Annotated in this window: 11 protein-coding genes; 6 read left to right on the plus strand and 5 right to left on the minus strand. The window is 36.8% G+C overall.

Features of this window, described 5'->3' with window-relative positions; genetic code table 11:
• Positions 1–137 precede the first annotated feature (137 nt).
• A complete protein-coding gene (locus tag F6K27_RS24330) occupies positions 138–2,036 on the minus strand; it encodes an efflux RND transporter periplasmic adaptor subunit (protein WP_287277514.1) in 1,899 nt (632 codons plus the stop codon).
• 722 nt (positions 2,037–2,758) lie between these two features.
• Here F6K27_RS24330 and F6K27_RS24335 point away from each other — a divergent pair.
• The 3 genes from F6K27_RS24335 to F6K27_RS24345 all read left to right on the plus strand — a co-directional run bounded on the left by F6K27_RS24335 (position 2,759) and on the right by F6K27_RS24345 (position 6,220).
• Positions 2,759–2,899, plus strand: a complete 141-nt coding sequence (locus tag F6K27_RS24335; RefSeq protein WP_287300925.1) for a hypothetical protein — start codon at positions 2,759–2,761, stop codon at positions 2,897–2,899.
• A 115-nt stretch (positions 2,900–3,014) separates the two neighbouring features.
• Entirely contained in the window at positions 3,015–4,661 is a 1,647-nt protein-coding gene (locus F6K27_RS24340; protein WP_287277516.1) for an iron uptake porin, read from the plus strand.
• Positions 4,662–5,650: 989 nt separating this feature from the next.
• Positions 5,651–6,220, plus strand: a complete 570-nt coding sequence (locus F6K27_RS24345; protein ID WP_287277517.1) for a pentapeptide repeat-containing protein — start codon at positions 5,651–5,653, stop codon at positions 6,218–6,220.
• Positions 6,221–6,478: 258 nt separating this feature from the next.
• Here F6K27_RS24345 and F6K27_RS24350 read toward each other — a convergent pair whose 3' ends face one another.
• On the minus strand, positions 6,479–6,961 hold the full coding sequence (locus tag F6K27_RS24350; RefSeq protein ID WP_287277519.1) for a hypothetical protein: 483 nt from the start codon (positions 6,959–6,961) through the stop codon (positions 6,479–6,481).
• A gap of 767 nt (positions 6,962–7,728) precedes the next feature.
• On the opposite strand from F6K27_RS24350, the gene F6K27_RS24355 reads away from it, so the two are divergent.
• Complete coding sequence (locus tag F6K27_RS24355; protein ID WP_124143530.1) at positions 7,729–8,955, plus strand: tetratricopeptide repeat-containing serine protease family protein; 1,227 nt, start codon at positions 7,729–7,731, stop codon at positions 8,953–8,955.
• 951 nt (positions 8,956–9,906) lie between these two features.
• Here F6K27_RS24355 and F6K27_RS24360 read toward each other — a convergent pair.
• Entirely contained in the window at positions 9,907–10,791 is an 885-nt protein-coding gene (locus F6K27_RS24360; protein ID WP_287277520.1) for a hypothetical protein, read from the minus strand.
• Between the two features lie 228 nt (positions 10,792–11,019).
• On the opposite strand from F6K27_RS24360, the gene F6K27_RS24365 reads away from it, so the two are divergent.
• Entirely contained in the window at positions 11,020–11,316 is a 297-nt protein-coding gene (locus F6K27_RS24365) for an acylphosphatase (protein WP_287277523.1), read from the plus strand.
• Positions 11,317–11,530: 214 nt separating this feature from the next.
• On the opposite strand, the gene F6K27_RS24370 is transcribed toward F6K27_RS24365, so the two are convergent.
• Entirely contained in the window at positions 11,531–12,697 is a 1,167-nt protein-coding gene (locus F6K27_RS24370; protein WP_124143528.1) for a pyridoxal phosphate-dependent aminotransferase, read from the minus strand.
• A 539-nt stretch (positions 12,698–13,236) separates the two neighbouring features.
• Positions 13,237–14,466, minus strand: a complete 1,230-nt coding sequence (locus F6K27_RS24375; RefSeq protein WP_287277521.1) for a damage-control phosphatase ARMT1 family protein — start codon at positions 14,464–14,466, stop codon at positions 13,237–13,239.
• Between the two features lie 523 nt (positions 14,467–14,989).
• On the opposite strand from F6K27_RS24375, the gene F6K27_RS24380 reads away from it, so the two are divergent.
• Positions 14,990–15,754: a transporter substrate-binding domain-containing protein gene (locus F6K27_RS24380; protein ID WP_287277522.1), complete on the plus strand. Its 765-nt coding sequence runs from the start codon at positions 14,990–14,992 to the stop codon at positions 15,752–15,754.
• Positions 15,755–15,836: the final 82 nt, after the last annotated feature.

The raw sequence follows: 15,836 nt of genomic DNA on the forward strand, positions 1-15,836 counted from the left end.
AATATTTGTGACCACAACAGTGGGAGCAAGATACTCCCATGCTAGGTATTCTTTTTTGCTGTATACCATTATGCGAACAGGACTATCTTTTTGTGGGGTTTCCGGATGTCAACCCAACCTACAAAGTTGCCTAAACTTCATCTAACTTCTGACTCCTGACTTCTAACTTCTGACTTCACCAACTGCCCAGGCGCCAATTGATTAGTTCCATTAGTCACAATCAAATCTCCCGGTTGCAATACCCCACGCACCAAACTCCGGTCTCCCTCTGTATGTAACACTTCAACCATTCGTTTTTCAGTCTGATAAGTTCCCGCAGGTAAATTCAAATCTGACTGCGAAGGCGGTACAAGAGCATAACTTGCCAACAACCCCCGCTCTCCCCAAACTAAAGCATAAGTAGGCAACCAATATCCTTCCATCTCATGAGTCTGATTTAATCCCAGACGAACAACAGTACCAGGAGCAATAGCTTGAGGTAGTGCCAAAATCACAGTTTGCGTCCGAGTCATAGAATCTACTTCTGGTAATATCGACAGCACTCTTGCACTATAAATTCTCTCTCCCACCCTAACTTCCTGCTGACTACCAACTCTCAGACTGGAAGTCTTCCCTGGTGGCACCCCAACCCGAACTTTCCTTTCACCACCCTCAACCAAACGCACAACACCCTGACCAGCATTAACCACAACTCCTTCATCTAAATGTCGGACTGAAACAATACCGGAAAAAGGTGCAAATAGAGTACTCTTTCTCAGAACAACATCAATTTCAGAAATTTGTGCCTCGAAACGTCTAATTTCTGCTTGTTGAGCTTCTATTTGTTCCCTGCGAGTTCCAGCAATCAGTTCGTCTAACTGACTTTGCACCTGACCTACCCTAGCTCGTTGAGCTTCTATTTGTTCCCTACGAGTTCCAGCAATCAGTTCGTCTAACTGACTTTGCACCTGACCTACCCTAGCTCGTTGAGCTTCTATTTGTTCGCTGCGAGTTCCAGCAATAAGTTCGTCTAACTGACTTTGTGCCTGACGTACCCGCGCTTGTTGAGCTTCTACTTGTTCCCTACGAGTACCTGTTTCCAGTTTCTCTAGTTCGCTCTTTGCTTGCTCCAGTCTTGCTTGTAAAGTATCTGCTTGGGTTGAAGCTTCGTCAAACTGCTCTTGAGAAATTGCTCCTTCGGTATAAAGTTCTTGACGTCGTTTCTCCTGAAGGCGAGCGAGATTTAATTGTTCTTCTAAGTCCAAAACTCCCGAACGAGCAACTTTTATATCTTCAGTACGCGGTCCGGTTTGCAACTCCTGTAATTTTGCTTGTTCTTGGAGTAGGGATGCGCGAGTTGCCGCAATTACTTCTGGTCTCGGTCCGGTTTGCAACTCCTGTAATTTTGCTTGTTCTTGGAGTAGGGATGCGCGAGTCGCTGCTATTACTTCTGGTCTCGGTCCGGTTTGCAACTCCCGTAATTTTGCTTGTTCTTGGGCCAAGGATGCACGGGTGGCTGCAATTACTTCTGGCCTTGCTCCATTTTCTAGTTCTTTGAGTGTGGCGATCGCTCTATCTTTCTGTGCTATTAATACTGCTTTTTGAGCTTTTGTTTGGCTAGTGTCCAGTTGAGCGATCGCTGTTCCCTTGGTTACTTCTTCTCCTTCTTCTATATATATAGATGTGAGTAAACCAGATTGTTCAAAACCTAATTCGCTGGTTCTTTTGGCTTCTACAATTCCTGTGTAACTCTGGGAAACGGAATAGGAGTTTACTAATTTAATTGGGATAGCTTGAACGGATAGGATATTGGGAAGAGTGGTTTCTAAGTTTGGTTTGGCAGAAATATTCCGCTCCTGAATAAATTTTAGACCGCCAAAAGCTATTCCTAGAGTCACCAACACGAGACCAACGCGAAGAAATTTTCTATCCTTGACTTTAGGTTTGAAATTAGTGACTTCTGACTGAATTGGTAAAGTTTCCATCTTTTCAGTTAAGATTTCCACTTTGCCATTAATTTCATGGGGTTTAGAGTCTAGCAAATTATTCTCTTTCATTGCTTTAAAATTTAGCTTAGGTAGAGATTATAAAATTTTTGTTAAATAGCCTATCAGCTTTTAGCATTTCTGTACCGGAATGCTCCGCAAATGCGCAAAGCTGACCGCTGACTGCTCCTTTAAGTTAGATTCAAATGGACATTTAAAACAATCGTTTGATTTATTTAAATTAAAACATACGTTTGAAATAATTGCAAAGGGAAGGAAGAAGGAAGAAGGAAGAAGGCAGAAGTCATATCAAATCCGGTTAAACAGCCATAGAATGGTTAAGTTAGGAGTCCTCAGGAGTCAGGAGACAGGAGTCAGGAGGAGAAAGAATTACAAAGATGAGGGTAGTTATGACGATTGAAGATTTTTTTTATGTCCAATTAAACGGATTTGATATCAAATAAATATTAGATCGCGTAGGGTGCGTTAATGAAATGTAACCCACGCCTCCTAAAGTATGAGGTGCGTGAGGTGTAATATCATGTCCGGTAGCATCGGTATTGTATAGCAAGGGTAGGGAACACTTAACTGGGAACAGGGAACAGGCAAGAATACTTAAGAGCAAGAAAAAAACTTAAATTTCCTGTAGATATTCACCTTTGGGTTTACACGAACGCGCCCCAGCGGACATGATATCAAACCGATCGCGAAGCGGAACGGAGTTCTATCATTATTCCAAAAATGGTAAGCGTACCGTCACACACCCTACTAAATATTGGTGGTGGTGCATAGTAATGGTAGAGAGAGTGTGGGGAGATGGGGACCCACCCCTAACCCCTCCCGTGGAGGGGAGTATGGGAGAAATTAAAAAATATATATCTTCACCAAAACCCATGCAGGACTACCTAAATATTTTGTTTGCCAACAGCGTATAAATTGTTAATTCCAACAAGATTTTTTTCCTAATTTCTCCCACCTCCCAAGACTAAATTGTCTCGTATTAATGATAAAATCTGACATCACAATAGACTACTTTTAGGGAGAAATGTTTTGCAAATATTTGAAATTCATGGTATTTATAAAAAAAATCATAATCGTAAAATATGTATCGTTATTAGCTTGATTTTAATCAATTTATCATGTTTAAGCACTCGCCCTACTCTGGCAACAGAAGAAAAACAGGAGCTGATGGGAGAAATTCAAAAGTATGCTGAAGAATTTAGTAATTCTAAGTCTAATGACCCTATTACTCAACAAATACCTGTTTACCAACTAGATGATATTTTACCCTCCGACTGGGCTTATGAAGCATTAATAAGTTTACGCGATCGCTACGACTGTCTCTCTGGTTATCCTGACAATACTTACCGAGGCAACCGCGCCATCACCAGATATGAATTTGCAGCCGCTGTAAATGCTTGTTGGCAAACCATCGAAAGTTTCCTGGCAGAAAATCAAGCAGAATTAATTCAACAAGATGACCTGATAGTTATCGAAAGACTTATACAAGATTTTCAGGTAGAAATAGCTAACCTCAAAGCACGCACTGAAGGTTTAGAAAATCGAGTAGATGCTTTAGAAGCACAACAGTTTTCTACTACCACCAAATTAAATGGTCAGACAATTTTTGCAGTAAACGCTGGTGGGTTTGATGGCGATCGCCTCATTGATCCTAATGGAATAGAGCTTGCAGATGAAAATCCTCAAGCTACATTTCTATATCGAGCAGTTTTCGATTTTGATACCAGTTTTCGGGGTACAGACTTATTAAAACTACGGGTTGATACAGGCAGTAATGGCTTTATTGATAACGCTACAGCTATACTCGAACCCAACTTTGGTAGTATTCTAGATTTCTCTAAACGTCCCCCACGAGATGACGAGTTTGGTATTGGGAGAGTTTTCTACAGTTTTCAGGTCGTAAAAAATTTATCTCTATCTATCGGACCGTTAATTGAAGCGTTGGATTATATAGATAATAATAGTTATGCGGATTTAAGCTTTCGCGACTTTTCCACAGAAAACCTAGTATATAACTACGTTGCATTTCCTGTTAACGGCATTGGTGGTGGAGCAATATTAGAATGGAACCCTGGTGGCAGTGCTTTCAACCTTCGCGCTTTATATATTGCCCCAGACTCAGCTAACCCTTCCCAAAATGGTCAAGGTCCTTTGCCAGTCTCTATCTTTACATTATTACTCTATCCTGATGGTAGGGGGTCCCGGGGTCTATTTGGTTTCCATCAAGGAATGGTGGAATTTGAATATAATCCTTCATCTAGATTTAGTCTACGTTTGCTTTACAGTGGAGGAAAAGTTTTTTCTCGCAATTTTGATGCGGTGGGAGTGAATTTTGAGTGGGGTTTTTCTGCCAAGTTTGCTGTTTTTGGTCGCTATGGTTATAGCAGCTATGACGATACAGATTTTGGGGATATCAATCCGAACTATTGGATGGCAGGTATTTCTGGATTAGATGTTTTGCAAGAAGGCGATCGCTTGGGGGTAGCAGTTGGACAGCCTTTTGTTGTGGATGAAATTGGTAATTCAACTCAGACAAATTTGGAAGTTTTTTATAATTATGCAGTGAACGATAATATTCAGATTTCTCCTGTTTTGCAACTTGTTTTTGACCCTAGTAATCAAAAGAGTAATGGCACGATTTTTACTGGTACGTTACGGACTGTTTTTTACTTTTGAAGTAGTCAGAAATAATTAATAGTATATTCGTTTAATCGGTATGATAATATTTATATTCCGGCTCTAAAACCATCTTAATCCATGGCAATTCATGGCTGTAGATATGTCCAATTTAGCCCATACTACTGAAGAAAAACTATAGCGCTGTGCGCAGGCAACAGCTCCGGAAGGGGGAATAAAAAGCTGATAAGATAAAACTTTTAGCTATTGGACAGTTCCTGTAATTTGTAAATATGCCAGCGCACATTGCTATATATGATATGAGATATTTTAGCCCTAATATAGGTTTCTCAAAGGCTAAATCCCTACTACGAGCTGTAATTAGAACTATTTAACTGGACATGATATTAGATGTTTTGCAACAAGGCGATCGCTTTGGGGTAGCAGTGGAGTAGACTTTTGTTGTGAATTAAATTGTTCAACAATTAATAATTAATAATTAATTAGGGCTTGCTGATTAAATATAAAAGCATTGACATATAAAGACAAGTGCCTTTTTGGGAACGAAAAAAGTGCGCCTGTTTCAGTCTAAAACGCTCAAAAAGGAGGGTATTTTAGGCGCATAGTTGGGCAGAACAATCAAGGGACAAAACGCCCGCTCCTACTTCCTCGCTCCCGATCCATTTCTCCCCTCCACCGGAGGGGGAGAGGCGAGGGGTGGGTTGTCTCCTGTCTTCCCCTCCACCGGAGGGGTTGGGGGTGGGTTGTCTCCTGTCTCCTACCCCTACTAAAATACTTTTGAGCGCAAACCCTAATTATTACCTCTCCTGGAAAAGAAGAGGATTGACTAATCATGAAAATTTTTCTTCTCTTGGTCGATTGGATATGGCGAGGAGACCCGTTCTTACAGACCCGCTCCGAAGTACGCCATCCCACCCTTCGGGAAGCTGCGCTAACGACCGCTTATTATCCCCTGAAAAGGGGAGGCGCATACCCACAATTTTTCGGTAATTCAACTCAGACAAATTTGGCAGTTTTTTATAATTATTTTGAGTAGTACAAATGTTAGTCATGCAGATTTAAGCGAAGTTACTTTTGATGATTGTAACTTGAACAATGCTAATCTCAGTCACACGACTTTTTATGATGTTTATATTCAGGGTTCAAATCTGAGTAATGCTGACTTCAGTAATGCTCAAATTAAAGCTATGTCTGGTTGGAGTGAAGCTAACTATACTAATGTTAATTTTCAGAATGCTTGGTACTTAGATCCACAGGATATACCATCAGAAATTGACCCTGATGAAGCAGGATTAATGTTTATTGGTTATGGCAGCGACCTGAGTGGCAAAGATTTAAGTAATGTAGATTTATCCGAACAAGAAATAAATTATGCTAATTTTAGTAATGCCAATTTAAGTGGTGCAAATTTGAGTGACACAGACTTGAGTGATACAGATTTTACTAATGCTAATTTAGAAAATGCTAACTTAAATGGAGCTGATTTAACTAATGCTAATTTGACTAATGCTAATTTAGAAAATGCTGACTTAGATGGGGTGATTTTTGATAATACAATTATGCCAGACAGCAGTATTAGGAGCGATGAAGAAGAATAATACCATTTATCAAAAACTTTTCTATATTTTCTTGAGTCGGGGAGTAGGTAGGGACGTTATATGCAACTTCCCTACAGAGAAGTAAACATAATAATAATTAACATTAACTGGGCTGCTAATTAGTAAAAAGTAATTTTGCCAGTGTTAATTACTTAATAACTGAAGTGTTACCTAAGTATAGCATTTGGCAACATTTAGATAGGCAACAGAAATACTACTTCATAAATTAGACTGTTATTCCAAGATTTAAGTCTATGCTCACATTAGAAAACTAGCTTCAGAAGTATATATAGTTTCAAAATTATCATCAGTAACTTGTCTTAAACAGAATGTTAGATCTGCGGCTCCAAAATTAGAGTTAATATCATAGGCAAAATATGCTTCAGATAAATCTAAAAATCCAGAGACAAAAGAAAACTCTTCGCTACTTGCAATTAATCCTAGAAAGTTGCCATTTCTAAATACAGCTTCTCCAAATAATAAATCAGCGTTGCTATAGTCAAAATTTAAAAAACTCAAGTCAAAGTTATCAAGTTTTATAAATTCTATGCCTTTGCCAGTTAATTTCGAGCCATTAAAACTGAAAGACCCGTAATAGTTATTCCCGGTAGCAGGTCCACGATGAGGAGATACCTCAAAATCGTATTTAATAGTATTTGTCTCATTACTTTCACTCATAATGGCACAACCAAGCCTTAGACTTGTGCTGGTAGATCTGAGTTTGTGATTTATATTAGCCATTATTATTTTTCTTGAGGTAATTTTTTAATTTGTTCAGAGATTTTACAAAACAATATTTCTAGGTTTGATATTATCAAAGCCGAAATCAATTTTAGTTGGGCGACATTTATTTATATCTAGTCAATATTCATATTTTTATGATCAACAATAATTTTTTATTTTGGATTAATTTTTTATTAATATTTAGGTCAAAAATATCAATTTTTTGTCAATATTTTAAGTAAGATTTGTGGATTTTCTATGCATATTTATTGAGATATAATGTTTTTTTGTGATGATACATTTTCTTTTTTAGTTTAGCTAAATTAAAAATAATTGGTATGCAGAGCTATTCTCAGTGTGGTTGTGTATAAAATTTATAGGGACTTTAGAATCAGAGAATAGTGGTCAGAGTTTCAGATTTTATTATCTATTTTTTAATTTTTTACAAATTCTGCATTGATTACTATACTATAGCAATGTGCGCTGGCATATTGACAAATTACAATAACTGTCCAATAGCTAGAAGTCTTATTTTATCGGTTTTTTATTCCCCCTGTTGCCTGTTGCCTGTTGCCTGTTGCCTGTTGCCTGTTGCCTGCGCACAGCGCTATAAATTGTAGTATGGTAGTCAACATCAATTAGTAGATTTTGCTGATAATCAGTAGTTAAAAAATTAATATTATATACTCTGCTTCAAGATGGAGAACAAATTTCTTTAATTTACGTCATTTGTAGTAAATAGTCATCTAATATTCACTTTGTCTAGATTCTAGGATCATAAAATTATGATTTGGTCTCGTTTTAATTCTCTCAATACTTATTTATTAGGTACTGCTACAGTAGCAGCAATTGTTATTAATATTTCGACAGCAGCAAATGCTAAAACGGCTCAAGAAGTGGCAGAAATTGCCATACCAATTACAGTCCAAATCAATAGTAACTTAGGTGATGGTTCGGGTGTTATTATTGCTAAAAATGGTAATATTTATACTGTCCTTACTGTTAATCATGTAGTAGAAGATTCTACTATTAAATATAGTATTAGAACTAATCTAGAAAAAGACTATTCAGTAGTAGAGGTAGTGAGTTTACAGACAAATGATGAAGAACCCGATTTAGCTATACTTAAATTTGAAACTACAGAAACATATCCAGTAGCGACTTTAGGTAATTCTGAACAATCAGTTATTGGTTCCCAAATATATGTATTTGGTTATCCTGCTACTGGCGGTTTATTTAACACTGAAAGGGCACCAGAATTATCTCCAGGATTAGTAACCAGTCGCCCTAAAAGTCGCCCGGAAGGTTATACTTTGCGTTATCAAGCTGTTACTTGGAGTGGGATGAGTGGTGGTCCAGTATTTGATTCTGATGGTCGCATTATTGGTATTCATGGACAAGGAGAATTTGGTTTTGCTCAAACTAATTCTGGAGATGTAGCGCCAATTAAAACAGGGTTTAATGCTGCGGTTCCTATTAATAGTTTTATCAGAAAATTATCTGATGCTGGTATTAATCCTTCAGACTTAATTTTGGATGATACTCCTACAGTTAGTTCTCCTGTTTCAACAATTAATCCTCAGAGCGCTGAAGGTTTATATTTTAGAGGTATAAGTTATTTGGATCAAGGGGATGCTTGGGAGGCGATCGCTAATTTTAATCGTGCTTTAGAAAAGCAACCTAATAATACCCCAGAAATATATTTTAATATGGGTATCGCCCGGAGTTTGTTAGTTAATCCTCACGAAATAACACGAAATCCGAGTTCAATCAAAGATTATACTAAAGCAATTGAACTGAATCCAGGGTATGCTGATGCCTATTATAATCGTGCTCATGTTTTTTATCAAAATAGTCTTATTTATCAAAAAATGGCAGATATAACCACAGCAAATGAACAACTTCAAAAAGCAATAAAAGACTTAGAAAAAGCAGCAGAACTTTATCAACAAGGTGGTAGGATTCAATCTTACCAAGACACCTTGATGTTTATTAAAAAGTTAAATAATTGAGAGTTAATCAGTAGGGAAATTATCTATATTCATTTAATCTTATCAAAGTTTAATTAGACTCTCAAACAAACATCTTTCGCGCTTCACTACTAAGTGATAGAAGACCTATTCCTAGTTGAGAATTGAGTTATTCTGTATTTTCTCGGTTTTATATCAAATCCGTTTAATTGGACATAAAAAAAATCTTCAATTGTCATAACTACGCTCATCTTTGTAATTCTTTCTTCTCCTGACTCCTGACTCCTGACTCCTGACTCCTCCTAACTTAACCATTCTATGGTTGTTTAACCGGATTTGATATTATACTATGTCCGGATGATTAAGTGTAATACCAATTTTATAAATCTTTGCTACAAATAGCTAGGTTATTTCTTAGGAGTCAGGTAGGGGAGCCGTCGGATTGGCGACGTACAGGAGTCAGGAGTCAGAATGAATAGCTTCAATACAATTTATTAGGTCGTAAGTTATCTTTATCGTCAAAGGAATATCTCCTGTAAAGTCTTTTGATTGATCTGATTATTTGTAACATTCTTTCTTTTTTTAAAATGGTATAATAAAAACATTCATATTATGTCTGGCAGCATCGGTATTGTATAGCAAAGGTAAGGAAAAAGGAAGAAGGAAGAGGGAAGACGGAAGAGGGAAGAGGGAAGAGGGAAGACGGAGGAAGACTATTGAGCAAGAAAAAACCGAAATTTCTATTGTAGATATTTACCCTTGGGTTTACACAAACGATACTAACGGACATGATATTACCTCTCAATTTGGAATAAATGTCCCAAATTTCTGCTCCGATAGAGTGTTCGATTTTGAATTTATATCAAATCCACTCGGGTTCGGTATAAAAAAATGTTTCATCACAGCGCTATTGCCACATCTTTTTTTATCTTCCCATCTCCCCACACTCCCTACACTATGAATCTAATTATACTGATGCTACCGGATTTGATATTATTGCATAAGTTCTCTAATTTGACTTTCATGCTTAGCTTTAAGAGATTTAATTGTTGCTTGAAGCTCAGTATCATATTTTTGTTTTAATTCCTTGATTTTTTGCTGAAGCTGATTTTGATGTTGAGTAGTTATAGCTCCTATTGCTTCTAAGATAGATTCTTGATGAATTTCTTCTAGTTCTTTGATTTTAACTTGGAGCTTAGTTTGATGTTTTTCTTCTAAATATTTAATAGTTTCTCTGACTTTTTGTTTATGATACTTCTTCAACCTGAAAATTTCTTGTTGATTTTTTTCTTCTAAATATCTGGTAATTTCTTGAATTTTTTGCTGATGAGTCTCTGATAAATATTGAAGATTTTTGTGATATTTTACCTGCAAAAAATTGTTAATTTTTTGTTTTTTAAGTCGATGTTCTTGTTCTAAATCTACTATCTGCTGACAATATTTATCTGTCAATTCTCTAATTTTTTCTTGTGATTTTGCTTCAGCCGATTCTAAATTATGTATATGTTCTGCTTGTATTAATTTAATTTTATCTTGCAATTCTTTGTTGCGTTTATTTAATTGTTTTTCGGAGTTGACTTTTTCTCTCAATTTTTTCTGATATTTTACTTCTAAAACTTTAATTTCTTCTAAGCTATGTTTGAGTTGTTGTTCAAGTTCTTCTTTTTGTTTAATTCTCTGTTGATAATCTATATTTAATAATTTAATTTCTTCTTGTTGTGCTTGCTCAATATCATAGATTTGTTCATGGGTTTCTCGTAATTGTTTTTCATAGCTTTTCGCTTGTTTTTTTAACCGCTTTTCACATAACCAGTAAGCACAACTTATCCCTAGCATAACACTGACAACTGTAACTACTATCAATGATGTTATAAGCATAATTTTAACTACCACTTAGTTTCTCTGATGAGTACCCATAAATTACACTCCTAGAAACTGAATTTATGTTGAGTTTTATCGTACCATAAACTATAGATATTTTATATATACAGTACTTACGCAACGGCACTAATTATAGTGGTTTGATCAGCGATAATGACCAAACTATATACTATATGCAGCTTTACTCCGTAAGTCCTGGTATAATCAATACAAAATAAAATGACAATGGAAAACCAGTCAATATCTCTCACTCCTACTCGTGCTCATGTTTTTATTTCCGGAAAAGTTCAGGGAGTCGGATATCGATTCTCCACATTAGAAACAGCAGTTAATATAAATGTCAGTGGTTGGGTGAAAAATCTACCTGATGGAAAAGTAGAAGCTGTTTTTGAAGGTAGCAATCAAGCTGTGGAAAAAATTATTAACTGGTGTTATAGAGGCCCTAAATCAGCTATTGTCAATGATGTGACTATAAAATATGAGCAACCCGAAGGACTTCAAAGTTTTGAAATTCACCGTTAAGCTAGGGAAAGAGAAAGAAGAAAAAAATGGAAATAACGATAGATATATAGCAAAAGGAAAAAGGAAGAAGGAACAAGGAGAAATCTGGCACTGAAACAGTGATAAAGTATATTGAAAACCAGACCGGAAAGTAACTACGGGTTAAAACCCGCGTGTCGTTATTCAACCAGGGATTAAAACACCCTGGCTAACTTCCTCCCGCCTGTTTTTCTGTTTAGTTACGCGATTGCACAAACTTTTCCAACCTTGCTATCCCTTTTTCTATAGTTGCTAAGTCAGTAGCGTAAGATATCCTAATGTGGTCATCTGCACCGAAAGCAATACCAGGAATAACAGCGACGTTTTGCTCTGCTAATAAAGCATTACAAAATTCTAGGGAACTGCTAGAAATTTTACTAATATTGACAAACATATAGAAAGCTCCTTCAGGTTTGCTACAAGTAATTCCTGGTATAGCATTCAATAAATCATAAATTACCTGCCGACGTTTAGCAAAAGCTTGACGCATTTTTTCCACACAGTCTTGAGATGACTCCAATGCAGCGATCGCTCCATACTGAGCAAAAGTACAAACATTTGAGGTACTATGACTTTGAATTTTGAGTGTAGCGTTAATCAATTCCATCGGTGCGGCCAAATATCCGATCCGCCAACCTGTCATAGAGTATGCTTTAGCAAATCCACTACTAATAATAGTTTTGTTCAAAACATCTGAGTTGACTGCCCCAATACTGAGATGTTGAATATCATCATAAATAATCTTCTCATAAATTTCATCAGAAACTACTAAGATATCCTTTTCTACTATTACTTCTGCTAATGCTTTAACTTCTGCTGGACTATAAACCATCCCAGTTGGATTAGAAGGAGAATTAAGAACGAATAATTTTGTTTTGCTAGTAATAGCTTGGCGTAGTTGCTCTGGTGTAACTTTATAATTCGTCTGGGCATCAGTAGTCAAAATTACTGGCTCTCCACCCATCAGTTTGACCATTTCTGGATAACTTAACCAGTAGGGTGCAGGAATAATTACTTCATCTCCAGGTTCAATCAGTGCCATCATCAGATTAAACAGAGAATGTTTCCCTCCATTAGTGACAATAATATTTTCTGCTTTGTAGTTTAGGCCATTTTCCCTAGATAACTTTTGGGCGATCGCTTCTCTGAGTTTAGGTTCTCCCGCCGCTGGGCCATATTTTGTCTTCCCAGCATCCAGTGCTTTTTGGGCTGCTGCTTTGATATGTTCTGGGGTATCAAAGTCAGGTTCCCCGGCACTAAAACTACATACATCTATTCCCTCAGCTTGCATTGCTTTAGCTTTAGCTGAGATAACTAAGGTTAGGGAAGGTGGTACTTTGCCGACTCTTGCTGCCAGTTTCATTTTTTACTTTTTTTGAGCTACTGAATCTTTCATTTTATATTGGACAGATGATTCGGTTCAACCTAAACTATTAGACATCTCCAGAAAAGAGGGAGTAGGGAGTAGGGAGTAGGGAGTAGGGAGTAGGGGGAAAGAATTGATAATTTCTGTACGATAGTTGATTTTATTTTTTATTATTGGAGATGTCTATTAGGAAATAATCACATTCAAACTTATCAATTTAGTATCAGATTGAGCCAATATAGTAATCTGTCCAGAACTTGTCAAAAACTCAAAATTATCTTTTCCCTTATGAGTTTAATAGTCTGAACCTAATTTGTGGTGCCTGTAATAGATATTTCCAGAAAAGAGGGAATAGGGAATAGGCAATGGGCAATAGGGAGAAGTAATTGATAATTTCTTGATAAGAATTGATTTTACTTTTGATTTTTGGAGACTCCCCATCTCCCCATCTCCCCATCTCTCCACCCCCCCAAATTCCGCTCCTGGGAGGGGTTAGGGGTGGGTACCCCCACTCCCTCACTCCCCTACTCCCTTCTTCAAGGCATAACAAACTGAATCACACCCCACTGACCATTTGTTAACCACAAAGGATCTTCTTCATTTAATATTTCGATTTGATCGGGTTCTAAGCTAGTTGCTACTTCAGACTTTAAGGTACGCAAAGCTACAAATGGTGTAGGAAAATAATAAGCAATATCTGACAAAGGGGTAGTAAATAACCAGTGGCGATCGCCCAAGATACGGCGATAGTTAGCATCACCCTTAATCAAAACCAAACTTGCCTTAGCTAATTCCTTCCTCACAGACTCTGGCATTTCCCAAAAAGCTAGTGGCGCATTCCAAAAAAAGTCATCTCGGCAAATTAAACGATCAGTACTAATATATTCTTGTAAGCGAGCTGCCAACATTTGTAAATTTTCTGAGACATCATTAGCTAAGATTTCCAGAGTGTAAAAGACATCTTGACTCATAGCATCAGAGACAAAAATTGGATGTGCTTTCAAATGCAAATAAACAATATTGGCAGTTTGAGTAGATAAAAGGAAATCTATCAGAAAAAAATCGCAAACTAAATCAAAACCTGCATTATCTATAATTAAATCTATCCGTTGCTCCTGAACATGACTTAAATAGTCGATTAAATTGTAAGTATCATCTACTAATATCTGAGATTGTTGTTGTTGAAGGTCTCTAGTAGTCCGGTCTTCTGTTTCAACTGGCCATAAACTCACATCAGCTTGACTACCCCACAAAGCAGTTTGTAACAGAGCTGTGAGACAAATTTGATAACTCTGTTGTTTTGGTAGAGCAGTATTTAAACCATTGATGCGATCGCCAATTTCGCGGATAGCATCCATTGATTTTTCTAAACTTAAGCGTTTTTGGTAACCAAAAGGGTCTATTCCTTGCCAAATTCCAGGCACAAAATAATCTGTTGCCTCCAACAAACGTCGGAAAAAATAAGCTTCAGCAAAATAAAACGGTAAATCAAACCAACTTCTGCCTTCAAAAGACTCTAAGTAGGATGTCCAAGCTGCTACATCTGGTCCTGGGTCATCGATCAGGGGTCGTACCCATCCTTCAAATAAATCAACAGTTAGAGACTCTAACTGTTGGACAATAGTTGGAGGAAAATTATTGTCTTTGATAACTTGTTCGATGACACCCGGTAGTCTACAAACCATTGTGTAATGAGCAAAGGTATTTTCTTCTGACGGCATCACGGGTAAAGGCAATAGTGAGTCACTGGTTTTAAATTCAGTCATGTATTTATCCTGAAAGGGAATAGGGAATAGGGAATAGGGAAAATAATTGATAATTTCTGTGCAATATATTGATTTGATTTATTATTGCAGATGTCAATAAATTATACACTATCTATAGAGGTAAATAGCCTTTTGCTAACGCAAAGCTGTCGCTAACGCCTTTACTTCGGATTGGGCGATCTGTAGTTATGAAACTAATTGGTGCCCTAAGGCTGAAACTCTTGCTATAGCTTAATTTGAGGTGCTAGCTAAAATTTCAGGTGAATTTCACAGTCCATAAACTTCACAAATGATGTTCTACGAATTAATCACGGTTTAAAGGATTCTTGCAGCAGCTCAAGTAGTCAAGCGCGTAGGTTTTCGCACCGAAACTACCGATTGCCCTATTATATCATACTCATTTATTTACACATTTTCACTAATTATGTTCTACAGTATATTCTCATCTCTTGCTCGGATCGGATTAATCAACCTTGATTCATTTCATTTCCAACCTAATACCAAAAAATAAAATAAATATACTTTGTCAAAAAAAATCACCGTGGTACCATTTATCATTGCCACTGGAAGCATATTTTTTGCAAATCCTTCTGTAATTGCACAGGAATCTACATCTAGTATAAATAACTCCTCCAGAATCCTGAATAAAATAAAAAATGAAAATATCTTAAATTGGGGTTATCGCTATGAAAGCTTTCCAGTAAGTTATAGAACAACTACACTGCAAGAACCTGCTGGTTTATGTGCTGAACTAATGATATTGCTAGAAAACTATTTAAAGGACGAAAAATTAGCTAATGACCGATTTCAAATTAAATCAGAATCTGTTCAAAACCGTTTTGACGGCACAAGGTTAAAAGATCCTTCTACACCTCCTAAATTTGATATAGAATGTGGTGCTAATACAATAAGGGAAGATGAAGAAGGTATTGTATTTTCCAAACCTTTCGCTTCCTCGAACACAAAAATTTTAATACTTAAATCTAAGAAAAAGTTCTTTAATGATGTTTTAAGTTCCCAAAATAGGGATAGTGTCAATCTTGGTATGATTGAAAACTCTACATCAAAAAATAGAATCCAGGTTTTTTTTCCACATAACAGTTCTATAAAGTCTTTTAAAACCAAAGGAAAAGCTATCAAAGCTTTGGAGGAAGGAGTACTTGAGGGTTTTGTTAATGATGAAATTCTCCTCACAGGTATTTTGAAAGAAGGCGAGATTTCAAATCCACAAGAATATGTCGTCTATAGAACCCCTAAACGGATCTTTGTGAGAGAGTATAATGGATAGAAAATGCCATACTCAAGTAGCTTGACAGACAGCGAGTGGGCTTTAATTGAACCACTGCTGCCCAAAAAAAAAAGAACTAAAC

The sequence above is a fragment of the Okeania sp. SIO2F5 genome, assembly GCF_010692685.1.
Classification (GTDB): domain Bacteria; phylum Cyanobacteriota; class Cyanobacteriia; order Cyanobacteriales; family Microcoleaceae; genus Okeania; species Okeania hirsuta.

Excerpts from the sequence above, each read along its gene's own strand:
- F6K27_RS24330 (WP_287277514.1), bottom strand. The coding sequence starts at position 2,036 with ATGAAAGAGAATAATTTGCTAGACTCTAAACCCCATGAAATTAATGGC.
- F6K27_RS24335 (WP_287300925.1), top strand. The coding sequence starts at position 2,759 with ATGGTAGAGAGAGTGTGGGGAGATGGGGACCCACCCCTAACCCCTCCC.
- F6K27_RS24350 (WP_287277519.1), bottom strand. The coding sequence starts at position 6,961 with ATGGCTAATATAAATCACAAACTCAGATCTACCAGCACAAGTCTAAGG.
- F6K27_RS24355 (WP_124143530.1), top strand. The coding sequence starts at position 7,729 with ATGATTTGGTCTCGTTTTAATTCTCTCAATACTTATTTATTAGGTACT.
- F6K27_RS24360 (WP_287277520.1), bottom strand. The coding sequence starts at position 10,791 with ATGCTTATAACATCATTGATAGTAGTTACAGTTGTCAGTGTTATGCTA.
- F6K27_RS24365 (WP_287277523.1), top strand. The coding sequence starts at position 11,020 with ATGGAAAACCAGTCAATATCTCTCACTCCTACTCGTGCTCATGTTTTT.
- F6K27_RS24370 (WP_124143528.1), bottom strand. The coding sequence starts at position 12,697 with ATGAAACTGGCAGCAAGAGTCGGCAAAGTACCACCTTCCCTAACCTTA.
- F6K27_RS24375 (WP_287277521.1), bottom strand. The coding sequence starts at position 14,466 with ATGACTGAATTTAAAACCAGTGACTCACTATTGCCTTTACCCGTGATG.